The organism is Longispora sp. NPDC051575 (assembly GCF_040681875.1).
In the GTDB taxonomy this organism is placed as follows: Bacteria; Actinomycetota; Actinomycetes; order Mycobacteriales; family Micromonosporaceae; genus Longispora.
This window is the reverse complement of record NZ_JBFAZP010000001.1, coordinates 430,190-449,621: the sequence shown is the minus strand read 5'-3', so window position 1 is coordinate 449,621 and position 19,432 is coordinate 430,190. Positions and strand designations below refer to the sequence as shown.

The 19,432-nt window shown below is 73.3% G+C and carries 14 protein-coding genes; 10 read left to right on the top strand and 4 right to left on the bottom strand.

Annotated features, from left to right (window positions below; translation table 11 throughout):
• Positions 1-70: 70 nt before the first annotated feature.
• Positions 71-823 carry a nucleotide exchange factor GrpE gene (grpE, locus tag AB0M43_RS01870; protein ID WP_363720201.1) on the bottom strand — a complete coding sequence of 251 codons (753 nt, stop codon included), beginning with the start codon at positions 821-823 and terminating at the stop codon, positions 71-73.
• 288 nt (positions 824-1,111) lie between these two features.
• On the opposite strand from grpE, the gene AB0M43_RS01865 reads away from it, so the two are divergent.
• From AB0M43_RS01865 to AB0M43_RS01855, 3 genes are read left to right on the top strand one after another with little or no spacing between them, the layout of a single operon-like run.
• Positions 1,112-2,254, top strand: a complete 1,143-nt coding sequence (locus AB0M43_RS01865) for a 7TM domain-containing protein (RefSeq protein ID WP_363720199.1) — start codon at positions 1,112-1,114, stop codon at positions 2,252-2,254.
• Positions 2,251-3,114, top strand: coding sequence for a sugar-transfer associated ATP-grasp domain-containing protein (locus AB0M43_RS01860; RefSeq protein ID WP_363720198.1), 864 nt, complete (start codon positions 2,251-2,253; stop codon positions 3,112-3,114). Before AB0M43_RS01865 ends, AB0M43_RS01860 begins: the two co-directional genes overlap by 4 nt.
• Entirely contained in the window at positions 3,114-3,431 is a 318-nt protein-coding gene (locus AB0M43_RS01855; RefSeq protein WP_363720196.1) for a hypothetical protein, read from the top strand. Before AB0M43_RS01860 ends, AB0M43_RS01855 begins: the two co-directional genes overlap by 1 nt.
• Positions 3,432-3,482: 51 nt before the next feature.
• Here the strand turns inward: AB0M43_RS01855 and AB0M43_RS01850 are convergent, their stop codons facing one another.
• Positions 3,483-5,018, bottom strand: coding sequence for an alkaline phosphatase family protein (locus AB0M43_RS01850; RefSeq protein WP_363720194.1), 1,536 nt, complete (start codon positions 5,016-5,018; stop codon positions 3,483-3,485).
• 103 nt (positions 5,019-5,121) lie between these two features.
• On the opposite strand from AB0M43_RS01850, the gene AB0M43_RS01845 reads away from it, so the two are divergent.
• A complete protein-coding gene (locus AB0M43_RS01845) occupies positions 5,122-5,865 on the top strand; it encodes a GntR family transcriptional regulator (protein ID WP_363720192.1) in 744 nt (247 codons plus the stop codon).
• Between the two features lie 109 nt (positions 5,866-5,974).
• Here AB0M43_RS01845 and AB0M43_RS01840 read toward each other — a convergent pair whose 3' ends face one another.
• Entirely contained in the window at positions 5,975-6,787 is an 813-nt protein-coding gene (locus tag AB0M43_RS01840; protein WP_363720927.1) for a metallophosphoesterase, read from the bottom strand.
• A 77-nt stretch (positions 6,788-6,864) separates the two neighbouring features.
• Between AB0M43_RS01840 and AB0M43_RS01835 the strand changes: the two genes are divergently transcribed.
• Both AB0M43_RS01835 and AB0M43_RS01830 read left to right on the top strand, forming a co-directional pair.
• On the top strand, positions 6,865-7,929 hold the full coding sequence (locus AB0M43_RS01835; RefSeq protein ID WP_363720190.1) for an AI-2E family transporter: 1,065 nt from the start codon (positions 6,865-6,867) through the stop codon (positions 7,927-7,929).
• A gap of 267 nt (positions 7,930-8,196) precedes the next feature.
• The gene (locus AB0M43_RS01830) at positions 8,197-9,414 is read left to right on the top strand and encodes an Ig-like domain-containing protein (protein ID WP_363720188.1); all 1,218 of its coding nucleotides are present in this window, start codon (positions 8,197-8,199) and stop codon (positions 9,412-9,414) included.
• Between the two features lie 162 nt (positions 9,415-9,576).
• Here AB0M43_RS01830 and AB0M43_RS01825 read toward each other — a convergent pair whose 3' ends face one another.
• Positions 9,577-10,323, bottom strand: a complete 747-nt coding sequence (locus AB0M43_RS01825; protein WP_363720187.1) for an NRDE family protein — start codon at positions 10,321-10,323, stop codon at positions 9,577-9,579.
• A gap of 290 nt (positions 10,324-10,613) precedes the next feature.
• On the opposite strand from AB0M43_RS01825, the gene AB0M43_RS01820 reads away from it, so the two are divergent.
• From AB0M43_RS01820 to AB0M43_RS01805, 4 genes are all read left to right on the top strand, one after another.
• Complete coding sequence (locus tag AB0M43_RS01820) at positions 10,614-11,249, top strand: uridine kinase (protein ID WP_363720186.1); 636 nt, start codon at positions 10,614-10,616, stop codon at positions 11,247-11,249.
• Positions 11,250-11,700: 451 nt separating this feature from the next.
• Complete coding sequence (locus tag AB0M43_RS01815; protein ID WP_363720185.1) at positions 11,701-17,154, top strand: carboxyl transferase domain-containing protein; 5,454 nt, start codon at positions 11,701-11,703, stop codon at positions 17,152-17,154.
• Positions 17,155-17,288: 134 nt separating this feature from the next.
• The gene (locus AB0M43_RS01810; protein WP_363720183.1) at positions 17,289-17,519 is read left to right on the top strand and encodes a hypothetical protein; all 231 of its coding nucleotides are present in this window, start codon (positions 17,289-17,291) and stop codon (positions 17,517-17,519) included.
• Positions 17,516-18,952, top strand: coding sequence for a beta-N-acetylhexosaminidase (locus tag AB0M43_RS01805; RefSeq protein WP_363720181.1), 1,437 nt, complete (start codon positions 17,516-17,518; stop codon positions 18,950-18,952). The genes AB0M43_RS01810 and AB0M43_RS01805 overlap by 4 nt, the downstream gene beginning before the upstream one ends.
• Positions 18,953-19,432 lie beyond the last annotated feature (480 nt).

Genomic DNA, 19,432 nt, shown 5'->3' with positions numbered 1-19,432 from the left:
CCGCCGACCCTCCCCACCCGGTCCCGGACGGGGTCCGACAGCGTCGGCTTCTTCGCCGATGGTGGCCGGCTTACCGGTAGACCGTGACGACCGGTGGGCGCAGCACGACACCATGGTCGGTGTACCCGGGCAGTTCGACCGCCGCGATCCGGCCGACCCTGCCCTGGTCGGGGGCCGGCGTGGACCCGCCGGCCTCGTGCCGGGCCGGGTCGAAACGTTCCCCCAGCGGACTGATAGTCGCCACGCCCGCGTCCGCCAAGGCCCGGCCGAGTCGTCCGGACAGCGCCTCGCTGGTGAGTCGGTCGCGCAGATACACCAACTCCTGAACCAAGGCGTGGCGCTCCCGCTCCTGAACCAAGGCGTGGCGCTCCCGCTCCTGGACCAGGACGTGGCCCTCCCGTTCCTGGACCAGGGGGCGGCGCTCCTGCTCCTGGACTAGGACGTGGCGCTCGCGCTCCCGGACCAGGGGGCGGCGCTCCCGCCCGATCCCGGCGTCGCCGCCGAGCGGGACGGGGCCGATCCGAGGGTGGGCGCCGGCGGCCGGGGCGCGACCGGTCCGGACCGCCCGCTGGGACCGGAGTGCGGACGTCACCCCCACGGCGAGCCCCCCAGCGACAGCCGCGCCGAGCAGACCGGCCACCGCTGGGAGGACCGCGAAGGCGGCGGGCTCGCAGGCCTCCGCGTCCGGGCCGGAGGCGTCGCCCGCCACGCAGGTCCCCCCGGCCCCGGTGACCCCGGTGGCGACTCCGGTCAGCACGGCGGCGAACAGGGCCGAGAGCATCGCGACGGCTGCCGCGCCGGCGCGGACTCCATTCGGGGACATCGACTCTCCAGAGGCTCGGGGGACTGCCGTTGCCCGGCGGCGGACAGGGGCCGGTGGCCGAGATCGTGGTGCGCCGGTCGATCGGCACCGTCGGCCCGCCCGGGAGCCTCCAGCATGGGCCGGACCCGCCGACCGTGTCAGTGCCGATCGGCCACTCCTGGGCGACGAAAGTGTCCGCCGAGGTGATCGCGAGACTTTCGTCCGACCCGTCGAGACGAAAGTTACTGTCGCGGACGCCGCGCTCTCCCGGATCCTCGTGCGGGAAGGTTGGCCGGCGAGAGGGTGAGTATGGGTTGGCGTGACAGTGCCAGGGACCTGCGGGTACCGGTGGTCCTCAAGGTCCTCGCCGCGACCCTGGGACTGGGGATCCTGGTCCTCGCGGTCCTGGCCTCCCCGACCCTGTCGCTGTCGCGGTCCCAGCACACCGTGGGCGAACGGGAGATGGTCCGGATCACCGGCCCGACCGGCCGGACCATCGAGGCGCTGGCGCTCATCGACACCGGGGCGTCCACCTCCTCGCTGGACACCGCCCTGGCCCGGGACCTCGGCTTCGACCTGGCCCGGGCGCCCAAGGTGACCGTCGCCTCCGCGCTCGGCCGGGAGGAACGCCCGGTCGTCGACGCCGCGGTGCAACTGGCGGGCCGGTCGTTCGTGACGAAGGTGAACGTGAACAGCCGCGCCAAGCGGGAGACCCCGGTCCTCCTGGGCCGCCAGGACGTCCAGGGCCTCCAGGTCGCCGTGGGCAAACGGCTCCTGACCCGCCCCGACGCGGCCGTCGCCCCGTCCGCGGTGCGGATCCTGTTCTCCAAGGCCCCGTCGATCGACGCCGTGTCCCTGATGGCGCTGCTACCCCTCGCCGCCCTGCTGATCGTCCTGCTCCGGGTCGTGGTCGGACTGAACACCCTGGGCACGTTCAGCCCGGTGCTGCTCGCCCTGGCCTACGCGCAGTCCGGGCTGCCACTGGGGCTCGTGCTCACGGCCGTGATGTTCGCGCTCGGGTTCGTCGTGCAGCCCCTGCTCCGCCGGCTGCACCTGCCCCGGGTCGCCCGGCTCGGCGTGCTGATCGGGGTGGTCACCACCGGGCTGATCGGGGCCCAACTCGCGCTCGGCTCGGCGGACCTCGCCGACGCGTGGGGCACGACGCTGCCGGTGGTGGTCACGGCGATCATCACCGAACGGCTGTGGGAGCAATGGGACCTCGACGGGGTACGCGCCGCGGCGGTCGGGGCCGCCCTCACCGTGGGCGCGGCGATCCTGGTGGCCCTGCTGATGCTCACCCCGCACGTGCGGCACATCGCCGAGACCGTACCGCTGCAACTGGCGATCGTGTGCGCGGTGTGGACGGCGATCGTGGGAACCTACCGGGGGCTGCGGCTGACCGAGCTGCTGCGGTTCACGCCCGCCGCCCGGTCCCAGGGCGCGACGTCATGATCCGGCTCCGCGGCTGGGACGCGATGCTGGGCATGAACCGCCGCAACGCGCGGATCTCCCAGGAGAACCCGGCCGAGGCCATCCGCTTGGTCAACAACAAGTACGCCACCAAACAGGCACTCACCGCCGCCGGCGCGCCGACGTCGCCCACCCTCGCTCTGCTGCGGTCCCGGCGGGAGATCGCCGCGCTGGACTGGGACGGGCTGCCGGACTGCTGGGCCCTCAAACCGAACCAGGGGCTCGGCGGCAGCGGCATCATGCTGTCCTTCGGCCACGGCCGTGGCGGGTGGCGGTCATCCTCGGGCAGGCCCGTCACCCGGCAGATGGTGGACGACCAACTGCGCCGCATCCTCGACGGCGAGTACTCGCCCCTGCCCAGCGACTGGGCCCTGTTCGAGCCCCTGATCCGGGCCCACCCGGACCTGGCCCGGCTGTCGCACCAGGGCCTGCCCGACATCCGGGTCATCTGCGTCGGCGACGAACCCCGGCTGGCGATGCTGCGGCTGCCCACCCGGTTCAGCGGCGGCAGGGCCAACCTGCACCAACGCGCGATCGGCGCGGCCGTGGACCTCGGGACCGGGCGGATCACCCACGCACTCGTCGGCAAGGAGGCGACCGGGACGCACCCCGACACCGGGGAACGGCTGATCGGCGCGGCCGTGCCGTACTGGCCGCGGGTGCTCGACGCCGCGAGCCGGTGCGCACCGGCGACAGGGCTGCGGTACCTGGGCGCGGACATCGTCGTCGACGCCGACCGGGGACCACTGATCCTGGAGGTCAACGCCCGACCCGGCCTGCAGATCCAGAACGTGACCGGCCACGGCCTGATGACCACCGGCACCCGAACCCGGAGACGCTGATGCGGCGATTCGTCCCCCAGGCCGTCAAGGTCGCCGTCGCGGTCGCCGCCGGCGGTTTCCTCGCCGCCAGCATCGCCACCGCCAAGCCACCCCGACCGGCGGCCGAGCCACCGGCGGTGAAGGAGGTGACGATCCCCGAGCAGCAGGCCAGGGAACTGACCCGGCTGATCGACCAGGCCCGTACGTCCCCGACACCCGCTCCGGTGCCCGCGCCGACCCGGTCCACCCCCGGTCCACGTCCCACGCCGCCGCCACCGGGCCCGACGGACGACCCGGATCTCCCCGTAGACGAGGACGAGGACCCGCTGCCCGAGTGAGCGGATCCGCGCGGTGGCCCGGACGCGTCCGCGCCCGGGCCACCGCGAGGTCTAGCTGACCCGCACGTCGTCGATCGCCCAGTACCAGTTGTTCACGCCGACCAACCGGAACCCGACCTGCACGTTCGTCGCCCCGGCCGGCGCGGTCAGCGTCAGGCTGTCGGGCCCGTTGACCGAGTCGGCGGAGTACGTCTTCACGGTCTGGGTCGCGCCGCCGTTCCACTTCACGACGACGTAGCCGCGCTGGTTGCCCTCCTGGCGGTACCAGTGCGTGAGGTTGACCTTCACCGTCGTGCCGGCGACCGCCTTCGACGGGGTCCACAGGGTCGAGTCGTAGGTCTTGCCGGTGGACGCGGTGGTGTCGGCCCACTCGTCGGAGTCGGCGACCGCGATGGTGCCCCGGCCCCGGACGAACGTCTCGCGGCCCTGGTCGCGCTGTGCGGAGGTCCAGAACGCGTCGGTGGTCAGCGACCAGCCGGCCCACTCGGTGACCCCGCCGGCGGGCAGGGCGGAGGTGTCGCGGCTCCAGCCGGCCGGCAGCACGGAGTTCCAGCCCAGGATCGACGCGGGGATCGACTCCATGACCGCCGGCTTCAGGGTGACCGACTCGAACGGGTCGGCGTCGACCTGGGTGACCGGGCGGCCGTCGAGTACCGCCGGGACCGCGACGCCGAGGTGGGTCAGCGCGGTCGCGGGCAGGTCCACGAGCCGGGTGGTCTTCGGCTTGGCCACGCCGACGCCGTCGCCCCAGGCGAGCACGAACGTGGTGCGCTCGTCGAGGGTGCTGCCGCCGTGCCCGCCGGACGGGGTGTGCCCGTGGTCAGTGCCGACCAGGACGAGCCACTTCTCGTTCGCGCGGTTCGGGCGGGCGGCGACGGCGGCGAGCAGCCGGCCCACGTAGCCGTCGATCCGGGCGATCTCGGTGAGGTAGGCCTGGCTCGACGCCCCCGAGTTGTGCCCGACGATGTCGACCTGGCCGAAGTAGGCGAACGTGGCGTCGGCGGCGTCGTCGCGCAGGTGCGTCTCGGCCTTCGTGGCGATGGTGGCGTCGTGGCCCACGTACCCGTCGGCGTCGCCGTTGTAGACGAGCTTCGTGTCCAGGCCGTTGCCGATGATGTTGTCCCCGATGGCCTTCCAGTCCATGGCGGCCCAGGTGTTGAGGGCGGGGTTGGCCGACTCGGCGCGCGACAGCCAGTCCGGGTACTGGTTCAGCTTGTTCCCGCTGAACGAGTTGTCCTTGACCAGGTGCTTGTCGGGCCACACGCCGGTCAGCATCGTCGACCAGCCGGGGCCGGAGGAGGTGGCCGCCATCGGGTTGGCGTACAGCAGGCTGCGGCCGTCGGTGCCCTCGGCGCGCAGCTTCTTCAGGTTCGGGGCGTTGGCGGCGTCGACCCGGGTGGCGAGCAGGCCGTCGATGCCGATGTGCAGGACGTGGGGGGTGGGGGCGGCGGCGTGCGCGGGGGTCGCGACGACGGCCGTGCCGAGGGCGAGGGTGGCGGCGAGCGCCAGGACGTGTCGGGGATGCACGAGTACCTCCGATAATTGGTCCAGACCAGTAATATAGACGTTCTCCTTGGTCCGAAACACCCCGGTGAGTCCGGGTGGAGCGCCAGATGAACATCAGGTGCCGGCCCGGGGCCGCGCCCCGCCGGCCCCGGAAACGCACCCGGGCATGGTTACTCTGGGCAACATGTTGGCGAGCAGGCCGGTCCGAGAGGGCGTCCCCGAGCACGGACGCGTGCCCAAGTACTTCACCGTGAAGGCCCGCCTGGTCAGCCGGCTCGCTGAGCTGGGGGAGGGCGCGCCGCTGCCCGCCGAACGCGAACTCGCCGCCGAGTACGCGGTCTCCCGCGCCACCCTGCGCCAGGCCATCTCCGAGTTGATCCTGGAGGGCCGGATCAGCTCCCAGCAGGGCCGGGGCACGTTCGTCGCCGCCCCGAAACTCATCCAGCCCCTGGGCCTGGTGTCCTACACCGAGGCGGTGCGCACGATGGGCCGCGAGCCCGGCCGCCGGATCGTCACCGCCGAGCGGGTCCCGGCCGGCCCGGTGCTCGCGGGGGTGCTCGGCCTGCCGGCGGACGCCGAGGTGCTGCACCTCGAACGGGTGCTGCTCGCCGACGGGGAGCCGATCGGCCTGGAGAGCACCCACCTGTCCGCCGCCCGGTTCCCGACCCTGCTGGAGGTGCTGGCCCCCGGTGCCTCGCTGTACCGGTGCATGCGCGAGGAGTTCGGCGTCGAGCTCGCCGAGGCGGAGGAGCAGATCGAGACGGTGCTGGCCAGCCCGCGCGAGGCGCTGCTGCTGGGCGCGAACCCGGCGCTGCCGATGCTGCTCGTGCACCGGGTGTCCCACGACGCGGCCGGGGCGCCGGTCGAGCAGGTCCGCTCGCTGTTCCGGGGCGACCGGATCGGGTTCGTGACCCGGCTGCGCGGGTAGCCGACGGCAACGCCGCTGCCCGACGAGCGGCGCGTGCGTCGGCTGAGGGTGCGTGCCCCGCCGACCGTTGGTCACCAGCCGCGCCTGACCGGCCGGCGTGACCGCCCCGCTAGGCCGGCAGGATCTGCCGCAACTCCAGAGGCACCCCGCGCCGGTACTGCCGTTCGCGCGGATACCCGATCGACACCTCCTCGAACCGCACCCCGTCCTCCACCGTGGTGCGCGGGATGTGCAGGTGCCCGTAGACCACCACCTCGGCGTTGAACCGCAGGTGCCAGTCCGCCGAGCGGGTGGTGCCGCACCACTGGGCGAACTCCTGGTACCGCAGCGTGCGGGTCGCCTCCCGGGTCAACGGGAAGTGGTTGACCAGCACCGTGCGGGCCCCTTCGAGATCGACAAGCCGCTTTTCGGTGTACTCCACGCGCGCCGCGCACCACGCCGCCCGGTCCGGATAGGGATCGGGGTGCAACAGCGCCTCGTCGGTGGCCACGATCCCCGCGTTGTACGCGATCTCCAGCCCCTCGGCCGGCGTACTCGCGCCCTCGGGCATGAACGAGTAGTCGTACAGCAGGAACAGGGGAGCCACGGTGACCGGGCCGCCCTCGCCCTCGTACACCGGAAAGGGGTCTTCCGGGGTGTGGATCCCCAGCCCCCGGCACAGCTCCACCAGGTGCCGGTAGCGGGCCTCGCCGCGCAGCGCCTGCGGGTCCTTCGGGTGCGTCCACAGCTCGTGGTTGCCCGGGGTCCACACCACCGTGCCGAACCGGGCCGCGAAGAACCGCAGGGTCCCCTCGACGTCGGCCATCGCCTCGCCGATGTCGCCGGCCACGAGCAGCCAGTCCTCCTCGGACTCCGGGCGCAGCCCCGCCACGACCTCGCGGTTCTCCGGATAGCGCACGTGCACGTCACTGATGGCGAACATCTTCACCCCCGAATCCTACGTGGGCCGCGCGTGCCGATTCTGTCGCCTGAATGCGGCATCCGGGCGACAATGGGCAGATGCCCCGACCTGGCCCGGACCTCAGGACAGTGTTCCGCTGGGGCGTGGCCGCCGCCGCCGGAGCGGGCGCCCTGCTCCTCGTCGGCTGGGCGGTGTACGGCGTCCGCGACCTCCTCGTCCAGGTCTTCATCGCGATGTTCGTCGCCATCAGCCTCGACCCGGCCGTGCGCTGGCTCGTCCGGCACAGGATCCGCCGGCCGTGGGCCGTCACCATTGTCATCCTGTCGGCCCTCGTCTTCGTCGCCGGCTTCCTGCTCGCCGTCGTCCCGCCCCTGGTCCAGCAGGCCCAGACCCTCGCCGACGACGCGCCGCACTACCTCGACCAGCTGCGCCGGCAGTCCGAACGGCTGCGCGGCTTGGAGGACCAGTTCCACTTCCGCGCCAAGCTCGACGCCTGGCTCCGCGACCTGCCGGCCACCCTGGGCACCCAGGCGCTCGGCTTCGGCCGCCGGTTCTTCGGCGCGCTCGCCTCGTTCCTGCTGATCTTCGTCCTGTCGCTGTACTTCATGCTCGACCTCCCGCGCCTCCTCGGCCTGCTGGTCGGGGCCGTCCCGGAGAGCCGGCGCGAACGGGTCAGCGACGGCGTCAACGTGCTGATCGACAAGATCGGGTCGTACATGATCGGCAACATCGTCATCTCGCTGATCGCCGGGGTGGCCGCGTTCGCCGCGCTGGAGATCCTCCGGGTGCCGTTCGCCCTGCCCCTGGCGTTCCTGGTCGCGTTCACCGACCTGATCCCGATGATCGGCGCCACCCTGGGCGCGGCGATCTGCGTCCTGGTCGCGCTGGCCTCCGTGCCGCTGTGGCCGCAGGCGATCGGGGTGGTGCTCTTCTTCGTGGTCTACCAGCAGTTGGAGAACTACCTGATCGCGCCGAGGGTGATGCGCAACGCGGTGGACATGCCGGCGATCGGGGTGCTGCTCGCGGCGCTGGTCGGCGGGCAGATCCTGGGGCTGGTGGGGGCGCTGATGGCGATCCCGGTGGCTGCCGCGATCAAGATCATTTATGTTCGGGGTCGGGAGGCTCGGCGGGAGCGGGCGGTGGAGGCGCCGGCGGGGGAGTGAGGGCCGGGCCGGCCGCGCTGGGCATGGTGGGCGGCTGGGGGTCCTCGGTCCGTGGAGGCAACCCCGAAGGCCCGCCCGACCGTTTCGGACACCCCGAACGAGCCCCGCTCGACCGCTTCGGACACCCGAACGAGCCCCGCGCGACCGCTTCGGACACCCCGAACGAGCGCCGCCCCGGCGCTCCGGACACCCCGGACGAGGCCGGCCCGGCCGCTCCGGACACCGTCCGTGAGCGGAGTTTGGTCGGAGTGGCGGGCATCGGGCACGATGGTCGCCGTGACGCGGCGATCCGTTTTCCTCCCCCTGACCCTCACCCTGGCCCTCGCGGCGGTCCTCACTGTGACCGCCTGCGGTTCCGGCGACAAGCCCGGCAAGTCCACCGCGACGACGGCCGCCCCCTCGCCGTCGGGCACCCCGGTGAAGAAGGAGCCGTTCACCTTCGCCCTCACCCCGGCCGCCGACGCCAAGAACCTGCCGATCTCCACCGAGCTCGGCACCGCGGTCACGGGCGGCAAGGTCACCACCGTCGAGCTGGTCACCGCAGGCAAGAAGGTCGAGGGCGCGCTCCGCCCCGACGGCACCGCCTGGGTGCCGGCCAAGCCGCTGGCCCCCGGGGCGTCGTACACGGCGACGGTCACCGCCACCGGGGACGACGGGAAGGCCGAGACCCGCACCACGGCCTTCAGCACCATGGCCCGCCCCGGCAGCCGGGTCGGCACCGGGATGTACCTGTTCACCGGCGGCACCTACGGCGTCGCCATGCCCGTCGTCGTCGAGTTCGTGGACTTCCAGGTCCCCGAGGCCGAGCGGGCCGCCGTCGCGCGCCGCCTGTTCGTCACGAGCGACCCGCCGCAGCTGGGCGCGTGGCACTGGTTCGGCGGCAACCAGGTCCTCTACCGCCCCAAGGAGTACTGGAAGCCGGGCACCAAGCTCACCGTCCGCACCGGGCTCGACGGCCATCCGCTCGGCAACGGGAAGTACGGCGACCAGGAGCGCTCCGCCACCGTCGGCATCGACGCGTCCAGCCGGATCCTCGAGGTCGACAACGCCACCAAGCAGATGGTCGCCAAGAAGGACGGCCAGGTCGTCAGGACCATGAAGGTCAGCCTGGGCAAGACGTCCACCCCGTCGTCCAGCGGCAGCCTCGTCGTGATGGACAAACTCGAGAAGACCATCTTCGACTCGTCCACCTACGGCGTCCCGGCGAACTCCCCCGACGGGTACCGGTCGGAGATCCGCTACGCCCAGCGCCTCACCTGGAGCGGCGAGTTCATCCATGCCGCCCCGTGGTCCGAGGGCGACCAGGGGGTGCGCAACGTGTCCCACGGCTGCGTCAACGTGTCCTGGGCGGACGCGGAGTGGGTCTTCGGCTTCACCATGATCGGCGACCCCGTGGTGATCAAGGGGACCGAGCGCCAGGTGAAGCCCGGCAACGGCTGGACGGCGTGGGACGTGCCCTGGGACGAGTACGCCAAGAGCCCCTGACGCCGGCCGCGCCGCGCTGGCCCCAGACGCCGGCCGCGCTGGCCACGGGCGCGGCGCCCGGGGAGCTACGGGCGACGGCTGGCGGGCCGCACGGTGAGCCTCCCGGCCTGCGGATGGGCGCTCCGGCCTGGCCCCCGGTCCGCGGCTCCGGGCCGATAAGCCTCAGCCCCGACGACCGCCCGGCAGGGCCACCGGCCGCCAACCGCGCTGGTCGCGGGGCTCGGCCGTGAAGTCGTACCGCACGGCCCCGTCCGCCCGCAGCCCCACCAGCGACCCGGACCCCGTCGCGTACCGCCGCCCGCCGAACGACCGGTCCACCAGCACCGCCCGCTCGTCGTCCCCGGGCAGCCCGCCGCCGAGGAGCATCTCCAGCCACCCGCCCCAGGCGTCGGCTGACGGGAGATTCGGCTCCGGCTCGGGCGGGGACACGGCGTCGAAGCCGGGCATGGCGTACCCGACCCGTGGGTGTGCCGGGCTGTCGACCCCGAGCGACGTGACGATGTGCCTGCCCTGGGTGAGCTCCACCCGGTCCAGGGTCACGCCGTCCCAGCTCAGCAGCACCGCCGAGTCCAGGGCGCACCGCAGCAGGTGGAACCCGGCGTACGGCTCCGGGTCGAGGTCCAGCGTGCGCAGCGCCGCCAGGGGCAGCGCGCCCCGGGAGGCCGTGACCGTCGCGTCCCGGTCCGTCGGGATCTGGTTGAGCACCACGGCGACGACGGGCCCGTCGGTGTCCACGGCGAGCCACGTCCCGCCGGCCACCAGGTCGACGCCGCCGAGCACGTGCGCCCCGAGGTCCGGCCAGTGCGCGGCGGGCGGCGACCAGGGCCGGTCCGCGAACTCGTCGCGGATCCCGGCGAGCAGCACCGGCCACGTCCGACGGCGGTCGAGTTCGACGAACACTGTGCACATCCCGCCACCCTAACCGCCACCCCACCCCTTCCGACGGGTACGCGGCCGCGCGCGCACGACTCGGCCCCGCGCTCCGATGCGCCTGTCCGGAGGCCCGACCCACACCATCGACCCGCGCCATCGACCCGCGCCATCGACCCGCACCATCGACCCGCGCTCCGATGTGCCCGCCCGGAGGCCCGACCCGCGCCATCGGCCCGCGCGCCGAGCGGACGCCCCGGAGTCGGTCGTCGAACTCACCAGGGCCGAGCCCCGGCGGGGCGCGGGTGGGCGGCGGGCATGATGGGGATGTGCGGATCAGAGCGGTCACCCCGGAGCTCCTCGTCACCGAACTGGCGGCCCGGATCGCCGCCGCCCCGCCCGACCGCTGGGTCCGGGTCGCCCTCGACGGCGCGCCGGCCGCGCACCCCGACCGGCTCGCCGCCGACCTGGTCGCCCCGCTGCGCGCCCTCGGCCGGCCGACGCTGCGGGTGTCGGCGGCGGACTTCCTCCGCCCGGCCTCGCTGCGCTACGAGTTCGGCCGCACCGACCCCGACTCCTACTACCAGGACTGGCTGGACATCAAGGGCCTGAACCGCGAGGTGCTCGACCCCCTCGCCGAGGGCGGCACCGGCCGGGTGGTCCGGGCGTTGTGGGACGCGGCGGCGGACCGCGCGACGCGTACCCCCTATGAGGTTCTCGCCCCCGGCACCGTCGTCCTGGTCGACGGCGCCCTGCTCCTCGGTCAGGGGTTGTCCTTCGACCTGGCCGTGCACCTGTGGCTGTCGCCGGGGGCGCTCGCGCGGCGCACGCCGGAGGGGGAGCGCTGGACGCTGCCGGCGTTCGCCCGGTACGACGAGGAGGTCGGCCCGGCCTCGTTCGCCGACCTGGTGGTCCGCGTCGACGACCCCCGCCACCCGGCGGTCTTCTCGCCCCTCGGCGCCTGACCCGGGCAGCTCGGCCGGGGTGCCGGACCGGTCCGGACCCGGCGGGTACTACGGTCCGTGGGCCCCACGCTCGTTTACGCGGAAATGCGCTCCTGGCCGGAGGACTTTGACGAGTGGTCGGGGTGCCCTAATCTTGGGCTTGTGAGCAGCGCGCACCCGGCGGGGGAGCGTGGAACCCCAGGTCCCTCGGGTGTGGTTGTCGCGCCGGACGTGTCCGCCGCGCGCGGGGTGCCGCCCCGCGGCTGTCACCCGTCGGGCGGGGGACGGTGACGCACGGTCACGTGCCCGCTCCGGGTCGGCGGTCGGTCCCACCGCCCCCGGTGGCCCGTCGACCCGCGCCCCGACCCGGGTCCCGACGGACCGTGAGCGCTCGGTATACCCAGAATGTAGACGCGACCTGAACGATCGTCACAGCCCCCGGGGCCAGGTGCAGAAGGGATTGGTCAGCCGCATGTTCCGCCGTATTGCGATCGTCAACCGAGGAGAGGCCGCGATGCGGCTGATCCACGCGGCCCGTGAACTGGCCGCCGAGACGGGCACCACGATCGACACGATAGCCCTGCACACCGACGTGGACCGCGGTGCCGCCTTCGTGCGGGAGGCCGACGTCGCCCACTACCTGGGCCCCGCGTCCGCCCGCCCGTACCTCGACCTGAAGGTGCTCCGGGCGGCGCTGGTGGAGACCGGGGCCGACGCGGCCTGGGTCGGCTGGGGCTTCGTCGCGGAGGATCCGGCGTTCGCCGAACTCTGCGACGAGATCGGGGTGACCTTCGTCGGTCCGAGCGCCGAGGCGATGCGCAAACTCGGGGACAAGATCGGTTCCAAGCTGATCGCCGAGGAGGTCGGCGTCCCGGTCGCGCCGTGGAGCCGTGGTCCGGTGGAGACCCTGGAGGCGGCGCTGGTGGCCGCCGAGCGGATCGGCTACCCGCTGATGCTGAAGGCCACCGCGGGCGGCGGCGGGCGGGGCATCCGGGTGGTCGCCAGCGACGCGGACCTGACCGACGCGTACGAGCGCACGAGCCAGGAGGCCGCGCGGTCGTTCGGCAGCGGGGTCGTGTTCCTGGAGCGCCTCCTCACCGGGGCCCGGCACGTCGAGGTGCAGGTCATCGCGGACGGCCAGGGCACGGCGTGGGCGCTGGGGGTGCGCGACTGCTCCGTGCAGCGGCGCAACCAGAAGGTCATCGAGGAGTCGGCGTCGCCGGTGCTCGGCGCCGACCAGGTCGCCGACCTCAAGGCGTCCGCCGAACGGCTGGCCCGCGCGGTCGGCTACCGGGGCGCGGCCACCGTGGAGTTCCTCTACCACCCCGGGGACCGGACGCTGGCCTTCCTGGAGGTCAACACCCGCCTGCAGGTCGAGCACCCGATCACCGAGGCCACCACCGGGTTCGACCTGGTCAAGGCCCAGCTGTGGGTGGCGGCGGGCAACCGGCTGGAGGGCGAGCCGCCGGTGGAGCGCGGACACGCGGTCGAGGCCCGGCTCAACGCCGAGGACCCCGACCGGGACTTCGCGCCGTCCCCGGGCCGGATCACCCTGCTCGACCTGCCCGCCGGGCCCGGCATCCGGGTGGACACCGGGGTCAGCCAGGGCGACACCATCCCCGCCGACTTCGACTCCATGATCGCCAAGATCATCGCCCACGGCCGCGACCGGCCCGAGGCGCTGGCCAGGCTGCGCCGGGCCATGGCCGACACCACGGTGGTCATCGACGGCGGCGCGACCAACAAGAGCTTCGTCCTCGACCTGCTGTCCCAGCCCGAGATCATCGACGCCACCGCGGACACCGGCTGGATCGACCGGGTCCGGGGCGAGGGCCGCCTCGTCGCGCACCGCCACTCCGCCGTGGCCGTCGCCGCCGCGGCCATCCAGACGTACGAGGAGGAGGAGAGCGCCGAGCGGCAGCGGCTGCTGTCCACCGCGTTCGGCGGCCGACCGCAGGTGCGCCACGAGTGCGGCCGCGCCATGGACCTCAAGCTGCGCGGCGTCGGCTACCGGGTCCGGGTCACCCGGGTCGATCCGCACCGGTTCCGGGTCGCCATCGAGGCGGGGCGCCAGTCGCACACCGCCATCGTCGAGCTGGACCGGTTCGCGCAGCACGCCGGGCAGATCCGGGTCAACGGGGTCCGCCACCGCCTGCTCATCGGCAAGGCGGCCCCCGTCGTACTGGTCGAGGTCGACGGCGTCGCGCACCGGGTCAGCCGGGACGAGGGCGGCGTGCTGCGTTCGCCCGCCCCCGCGCTGGTCGTGGCCGTGTCGGTCGAGGTCGGCACCGAGGTGCAGGCCGGCGCACCCGTCCTGGTGCTGGAGAGCATGAAGATGGAGACGGTGCTGCGCGCACCGTTCGCCGCCCGGGTGAAGGCGTGCTCGGTGGCCGTCGGCAGCCAGGTGGAGACCGGCACCCCGCTGCTGCGGCTGGAACCGCTCGCCGACAACGCGGACCTCGCCGCCGCCGAGGAGCCCGTCGACCTCGACCTGGCAGCGCTCCCGGAGGCCTCCCTCGCCGACCGCCTCCAGCACGGCCTGCAGGAGCTGCGCGGGCAACTGCTCGGCTTCGACGTGGACCCGCAGGACGACGGCGGGGTGCTGCGGGACTACCTCGCCGCGCGCCGGGAGGCCGCCGACGCCGGTCAGCGGCCCCTGGCCGGGGAGGTCGCCCTGCTGACCGCGTTCGCCGACCTGGCCGAGCTGAGCCGGAACCGCCCGGCCGGTGAGGACATCGGCGGCGAGGGCCACCTGCACAGCGCCCGCGAGTACTTCCACAGCTACCTGCAGAGCCTGGACGTGGAACGCGCCGCCCTGCCGGAGAAGTTCCAGCGCAGGCTCGCCAAGGCGCTCAGCCACTACGGCGTCACCACCCTGGACCGCACCCCCGAGCTTGAAGCGGCCGTGTTCCGCATCTTCCTCGCCCTGCAACGGGCCGTCCCGGACGCGGCGGTCGTGGCCGCGATCCTGCGGTCCTGGCTGGGGGAGGCGCCGCCGGACGACACGCTCCGGGAGCCGGTCGGGCTGGCCCTGGAACACCTCGTCGCGGCGACCCAGGTGCGGTTCCCGGCCGTCTCCGACCGCGCGCGCGGCGTCGTGTTCGCCTGGCTCGCCCAGCCGCTGCTCCGCCGCAGCCGGGCCCGCAACTACGGCGACGTCCGCAAGCACCTGCGGTACCTGACCGAGAACCCGCAGGCCGCCGACCGCACCGAACGGGTCGCGCAGATGGTGCGGACGACCGAGCCGCTCGTGCGGCTGCTCAGCCAGTACCTGGAGCGCCGCACCGTCGACAACGCGGTCCTCCTGGAGGTGCTGACCCGGCGGTACTACGGCAACAAGCGGCTGGTCGGCATCTCGACCAGCACCCTCGGGAACCACACCTTCGTGAGCGCCGAGCGCACCGACTTCACCGTGGTGTCCACCGCGACCCACTACGACGAGCTGGGCGAGGCGCTGCGGAGCCTCGGCGTGCTGGCCACGGACACCGGTCCGCTGGAGGCCGACGTCTACCTGGCATGGCCGGACCAGCCGGAGGGCGCCGCCGACCTGGCCGCCGCCCTGCAGGCCGTGGTCGGGGCGCACCCGCTGCCCGACCAGGTCCGCCGGCTCACGATCACCGTCGCGGGCCGCAAGGGCGAGGTGATGCACCAGCACATCACGTTCCGCCCGTCGGATGCCGGGATGACCGAGAACCGGCTGATCCGTGGCCTGCACCCGTACATCGCCCAGCGGATGCGGCTGGAGCGGCTGAGCGAGTTCGACCTCACGCGCCTGGCGTCCTCCGACGAGGACGTGTACATGTTCCACTGCGTCGCCCGGGACAACCGGGCCGACGAGCGGATCGTGGCCTTCAGCCAGGTCCGGGACCTCGTCGCCCTCCGCGACCACAACGGTCGCCTCGCGGCCCTGGCGACGGCGGAGAACGCCCTGGCGACCTGCCTGGACTCGATCCGGCGCGCCCAGTCCCTGCGGTCCCCCTCCTCGGCGCGCTTCAACACCAACCGCATCGTGGTGTACGTCTGGCCCGCCAGCGACATCACCCTCAGCGAACTGGAGCTGCTGGCCAAGCGGATCCTGCCCACCACCGCCGGCGCGGGGCTCGAGGAGATCGAGTTCATCCTGCGCCAGCAGCTCGACAACGGTGAGCTGGCCCGGCTCGCCCTGCGGATCACCTTCGACGCCACCGGCACCCCGGCGCTCTCGGTGGGCGAGCCCTCCGAGGCGCCCATCCCGCCGCTGGACGACTACCGGCAGAAGGTACTGCGGGCGAGCAGCCGCAACACGGTGTACCCGTACGAGATCACCGCCGTGCTCGGCGACTTCACCGAGCACGACCTGGACGAGAACCACCGGCTGGTCCCCGTGGACCGCCCCCGGGGCAGGAACACCGCGGCCATGGTCACGGGCGTGGTCAGCACCCCGACCGCGCGGCACCCCCAGGGCGTCACCCGGGTCGTCCTGCTCGGGGACCCGACCGACGCGCTCGGCGCGCTGTCCGAGGGCGAGTGCCGCCGGGTGATCGGCGCGCTGGACCTGGCCGAGCGGCTCCGGGTCCCGGTCGAGTGGTACGCGGTCTCCGCCGGCGCGCGGATCTCCATGGAGTCCGGCACCGAGAACATGGACTGGGTGGCGGCGGCGCTCAAGCGGATCGTCGAGTTCACCCAGGGCGGCGGCGAGATCAACGTGGTGGTCGCGGGCATCAACGTCGGCGCCCAGCCGTACTGGAACGCCGAGGCCACGATGCTGATGCACACCAGGGGCATCCTGGTGATGACGCCGGACTCGACCATGGTGCTCACCGGCAAGCAGTCGCTGGACTTCTCCGGCAGCGTGTCCGCCGAGGACAACTTCGGCATCGGCGGCTACGACCGGGTCATGGGCCCCAACGGCCAGGCGCAGTACTGGGCGCCCGACCTGGCCTCCGCCCGGGAACTGCTGATGGCCTACTACGAACACACCTACGTCGCCCCGGGGGAGGACGGCCCGCGCCGGGCGGCGACGACCGACCCGCGCGACCGCGACGTCACCGGCTACCCGCACCAGTCGGCCGGCAGCGACTTCACCAGCGTCGGCGAGATCTTCTCCCCGGTGCACAACCCGGACCGCAAGAAGCCGTTCGACATCCGGGTCGTCATGCGCGCGCTGTCCGACCAGGACCGGCCCGTGCTGGAACGCTGGGCGGGCATGGCCGACGCCGAGACGGCGGTCGTGCAGGACGTGCACCTGGGCGGCATGCCGGTCACCCTGCTGGGCATCCAGTCCCGGCCGGTGGACCGGCGCGGCTTCCCGCCCGCCGACGGCCCGGACACCTACACCGCCGGCACCCTGTTCCCCCGGTCGTCGAAGAAGGTGGCGCGGGCGATCAACGCGGCCAGCGGCAACCGGCCCGTCGTGGTGCTGGCGAACCTGTCCGGCTTCGACGGTTCGCCGGAGTCGATGCGCAAACTCCAACTGGAGTACGGCGCGGAGATCGGCCGGGCCGTGGTGAACTTCCGGGGACCGATCGTGTTCTGCGTGATCTCCCGGTACCACGGTGGCGCGTTCGTGGTGTTCTCCAAGGCGCTGAACCCGAACATGACGGTGCTCGCGGTGGAGGGCTCCTTCGCCTCCGTCCTCGGTGGCGCGCCCGCGGCCGCCGTGGTGTTCACCCGCGAGGTCTCCGCCCGGACCGCGAAGGACCCCCGGGTACGCGACCTGGAGGCCAGGAGCGCGGCGGCGACCGGCACCGAACGCGCCGTGCTGACCGCCGAACTCGACGAGTTGCGCTCCTCGGTCCGGGTCGAGAACCTCAACGAGGTCGCCGGCGAGTTCGACCGGGTCCACAACATCGGGCGCGCGGTCGAGGTCGGTTCGGTGGACGCCGTGGTCCGGGCCGACGAACTCCGGCCCCGGATCATCGAGGCGCTCGAAGCCCGGCTGGCGTAGCGGACGACGACGAGGGGGCGGCACCTACGGGTGCCGCCCCCTCGTCGTCCGCCAACCTGCTTGCGAGATCTATCAGGAAGGCTTCCTATCCAATAGGCTCGATGGCGTCACCTCACCCCCTCGGGAGGACCGTCATGAGATCCAGAACCCTGTTCGCCCTGTTGGCGGCACTGGTCGTCGGGGCCGGCGCCGCGAGCCCGGCCCTCGCCGATCCGGCCCCGGAGTCCGGCCGCAGCCGCAACACCGCCCCCACCCGGCCCTGGGACGCGGCCCGGGCCCTGGCCTCGGACGCGGACGGCACCCGGCCCCGGGCCGCGAACGCCGCCGCCCCACCCGGATGTCGACCCTCGTCCCGGCCCCGGTGACCGCCCAACCCGCCACCGGCGCCGACTACGCCCTCACCTCCGGCACCCGGATCTACGCCGACCCCGGCGCCGAAGGCGTCGCGCAGTACCTCGCCGGCGTCCTGCGCCCCGCCACCGGCTACCCCCTCCCGGTCCAGGCCGGCCCCGGCACCGGGATCTCCCTGCTCCTCACGGGCACGGACCCGAACCCCGAGGGCTACCAGTTGGATGTGACCTCCTCGAAGGTCGTGCTGCGGGCCCGGACCGCCGCCGGCCTGTTCCAGGGCGTGCAGACCCTCCGCCAGCTCCTCCCGGCGAAGGTCGAGAGCCCGACCGCCCAGCCCGGACCGTGGCCGGTGGCCGGCGGGCACGTCGTGGACCGCCCGCGCTACGCCTACCGGGGCGCGATGCTCGACGTCGCCCGGCACTTCCGCCCCGTCGCCGACGTCAAGAGGTACATCGACGAGGTCGCCCGGTACAAGATCAACCACCTGCACCTGCACCTGACCGACGACCAGGGCTGGCGGCTCGTCATCAACTCCTGGCCCCGCCTGGCCACGTACGGCGGCAGCACCCAGGTCGGCGGCGGCCCCGGCGGCTACTACACCCAGGCCGACTACACCGCCATCGTCGCCTACGCGGCCGCCCGGCACATCACGGTCGTCCCCGAGGTGGACATGCCCGGGCACATCAACGCGGCGCTCGCGTCGTACGCGGAACTCAACTGCGACGGCAAGGCCCCGCCGCTGTACACCGGCGTGGAGGTCGGGTTCAGCTCCCTGTGCGTGGACAAGGAACTGACCTACCGGTTCGTCGAGGACGTCGTGGCGGAACTGGCGGCGCTGACCCCCGGCCCGTACCTGCACCTCGGCGGCGACGAGGCCACCTCCACCACCCCGGCGGACTACGCGAGGTTCGTCAACCGGGTGCAGGCCATCGCCCAGGCGCACGGCAAGACCGTGCTCGGCTGGCACGACGTGGTGAACGCGACCCCGCTGCCGACGACCGTGGCGCAGTACTGGGGGACCGAGACCAGTCACGCCAAGGTCGCGGCGGCCACGAAGAAGGGCACGAAGCTCATCATGTCGCCGGCCAGCAAGGCGTACCTGGACATGAAGTACACGTCGTCCACGCCGCTCGGGCAGGACTGGGCCGGCCTGATCGAGGTGAAGACGTCCTACAACTGGAACCCGGGTGCCTTCCTCAGCGGCGTCGACCCCTCGGCGGTGCACGGCATCGAGGCCCCGATCTGGACGGAGACCCTGGCCTCGCAGCGCGACATCGAGTACATGGCGTTCCCCCGCCTGGCGGCCCTCGCCGAACTGGGCTGGTCGCCGTGGTCCACCCACGACTGGAACACGTTCAAGGTGCGGCTCGGCGCGCAGGGGCCCCGGTGGAAGGCCGCGGGGGTCACCTACTACCGCTCGCCACAGGTGCCGTGGGCGACGTCCTGAGCGACGCGCGCCACGCCTGACGCCGGTTCCGGGGAGGGTGTCGACCCTCCCCGGAACAGAACCAGATCGACAAGCTTTCGCGGTCCGGCCACGCGGCCGCCGCCGACGGCGTTCTCCTACCGGGTCGCCGCCGGTGTCGCGGCGCGCGCGGGTTTGCGGCACGGCCGGCCGTCTACCTGTCGCTGGGCGGGGTCTGCGTCAACCCGGATCTGCAAACCCGGGTCCTGGCCCGACTGCGGGACCTGCCCGCCGCCTTTGTCGTGAAGTGGTGTCGGCGGTGCTCGTCGAGCCCGGACACCGCGCGGCGGCGACCCGCCTCCAGGCGGAGATCGGCGCCCTGCCACCGGTGACGGAGACGGTCGCCGCACCGGAGCGCCCACGCGCCTGAACGAGGCCGGACCGGTCTGGGGTGACCGGGCGCCGCCCGCCATCCGGCGCCACACTCGCGTCGACCGACAGCTGGTGATCTCGTCGTGGCCG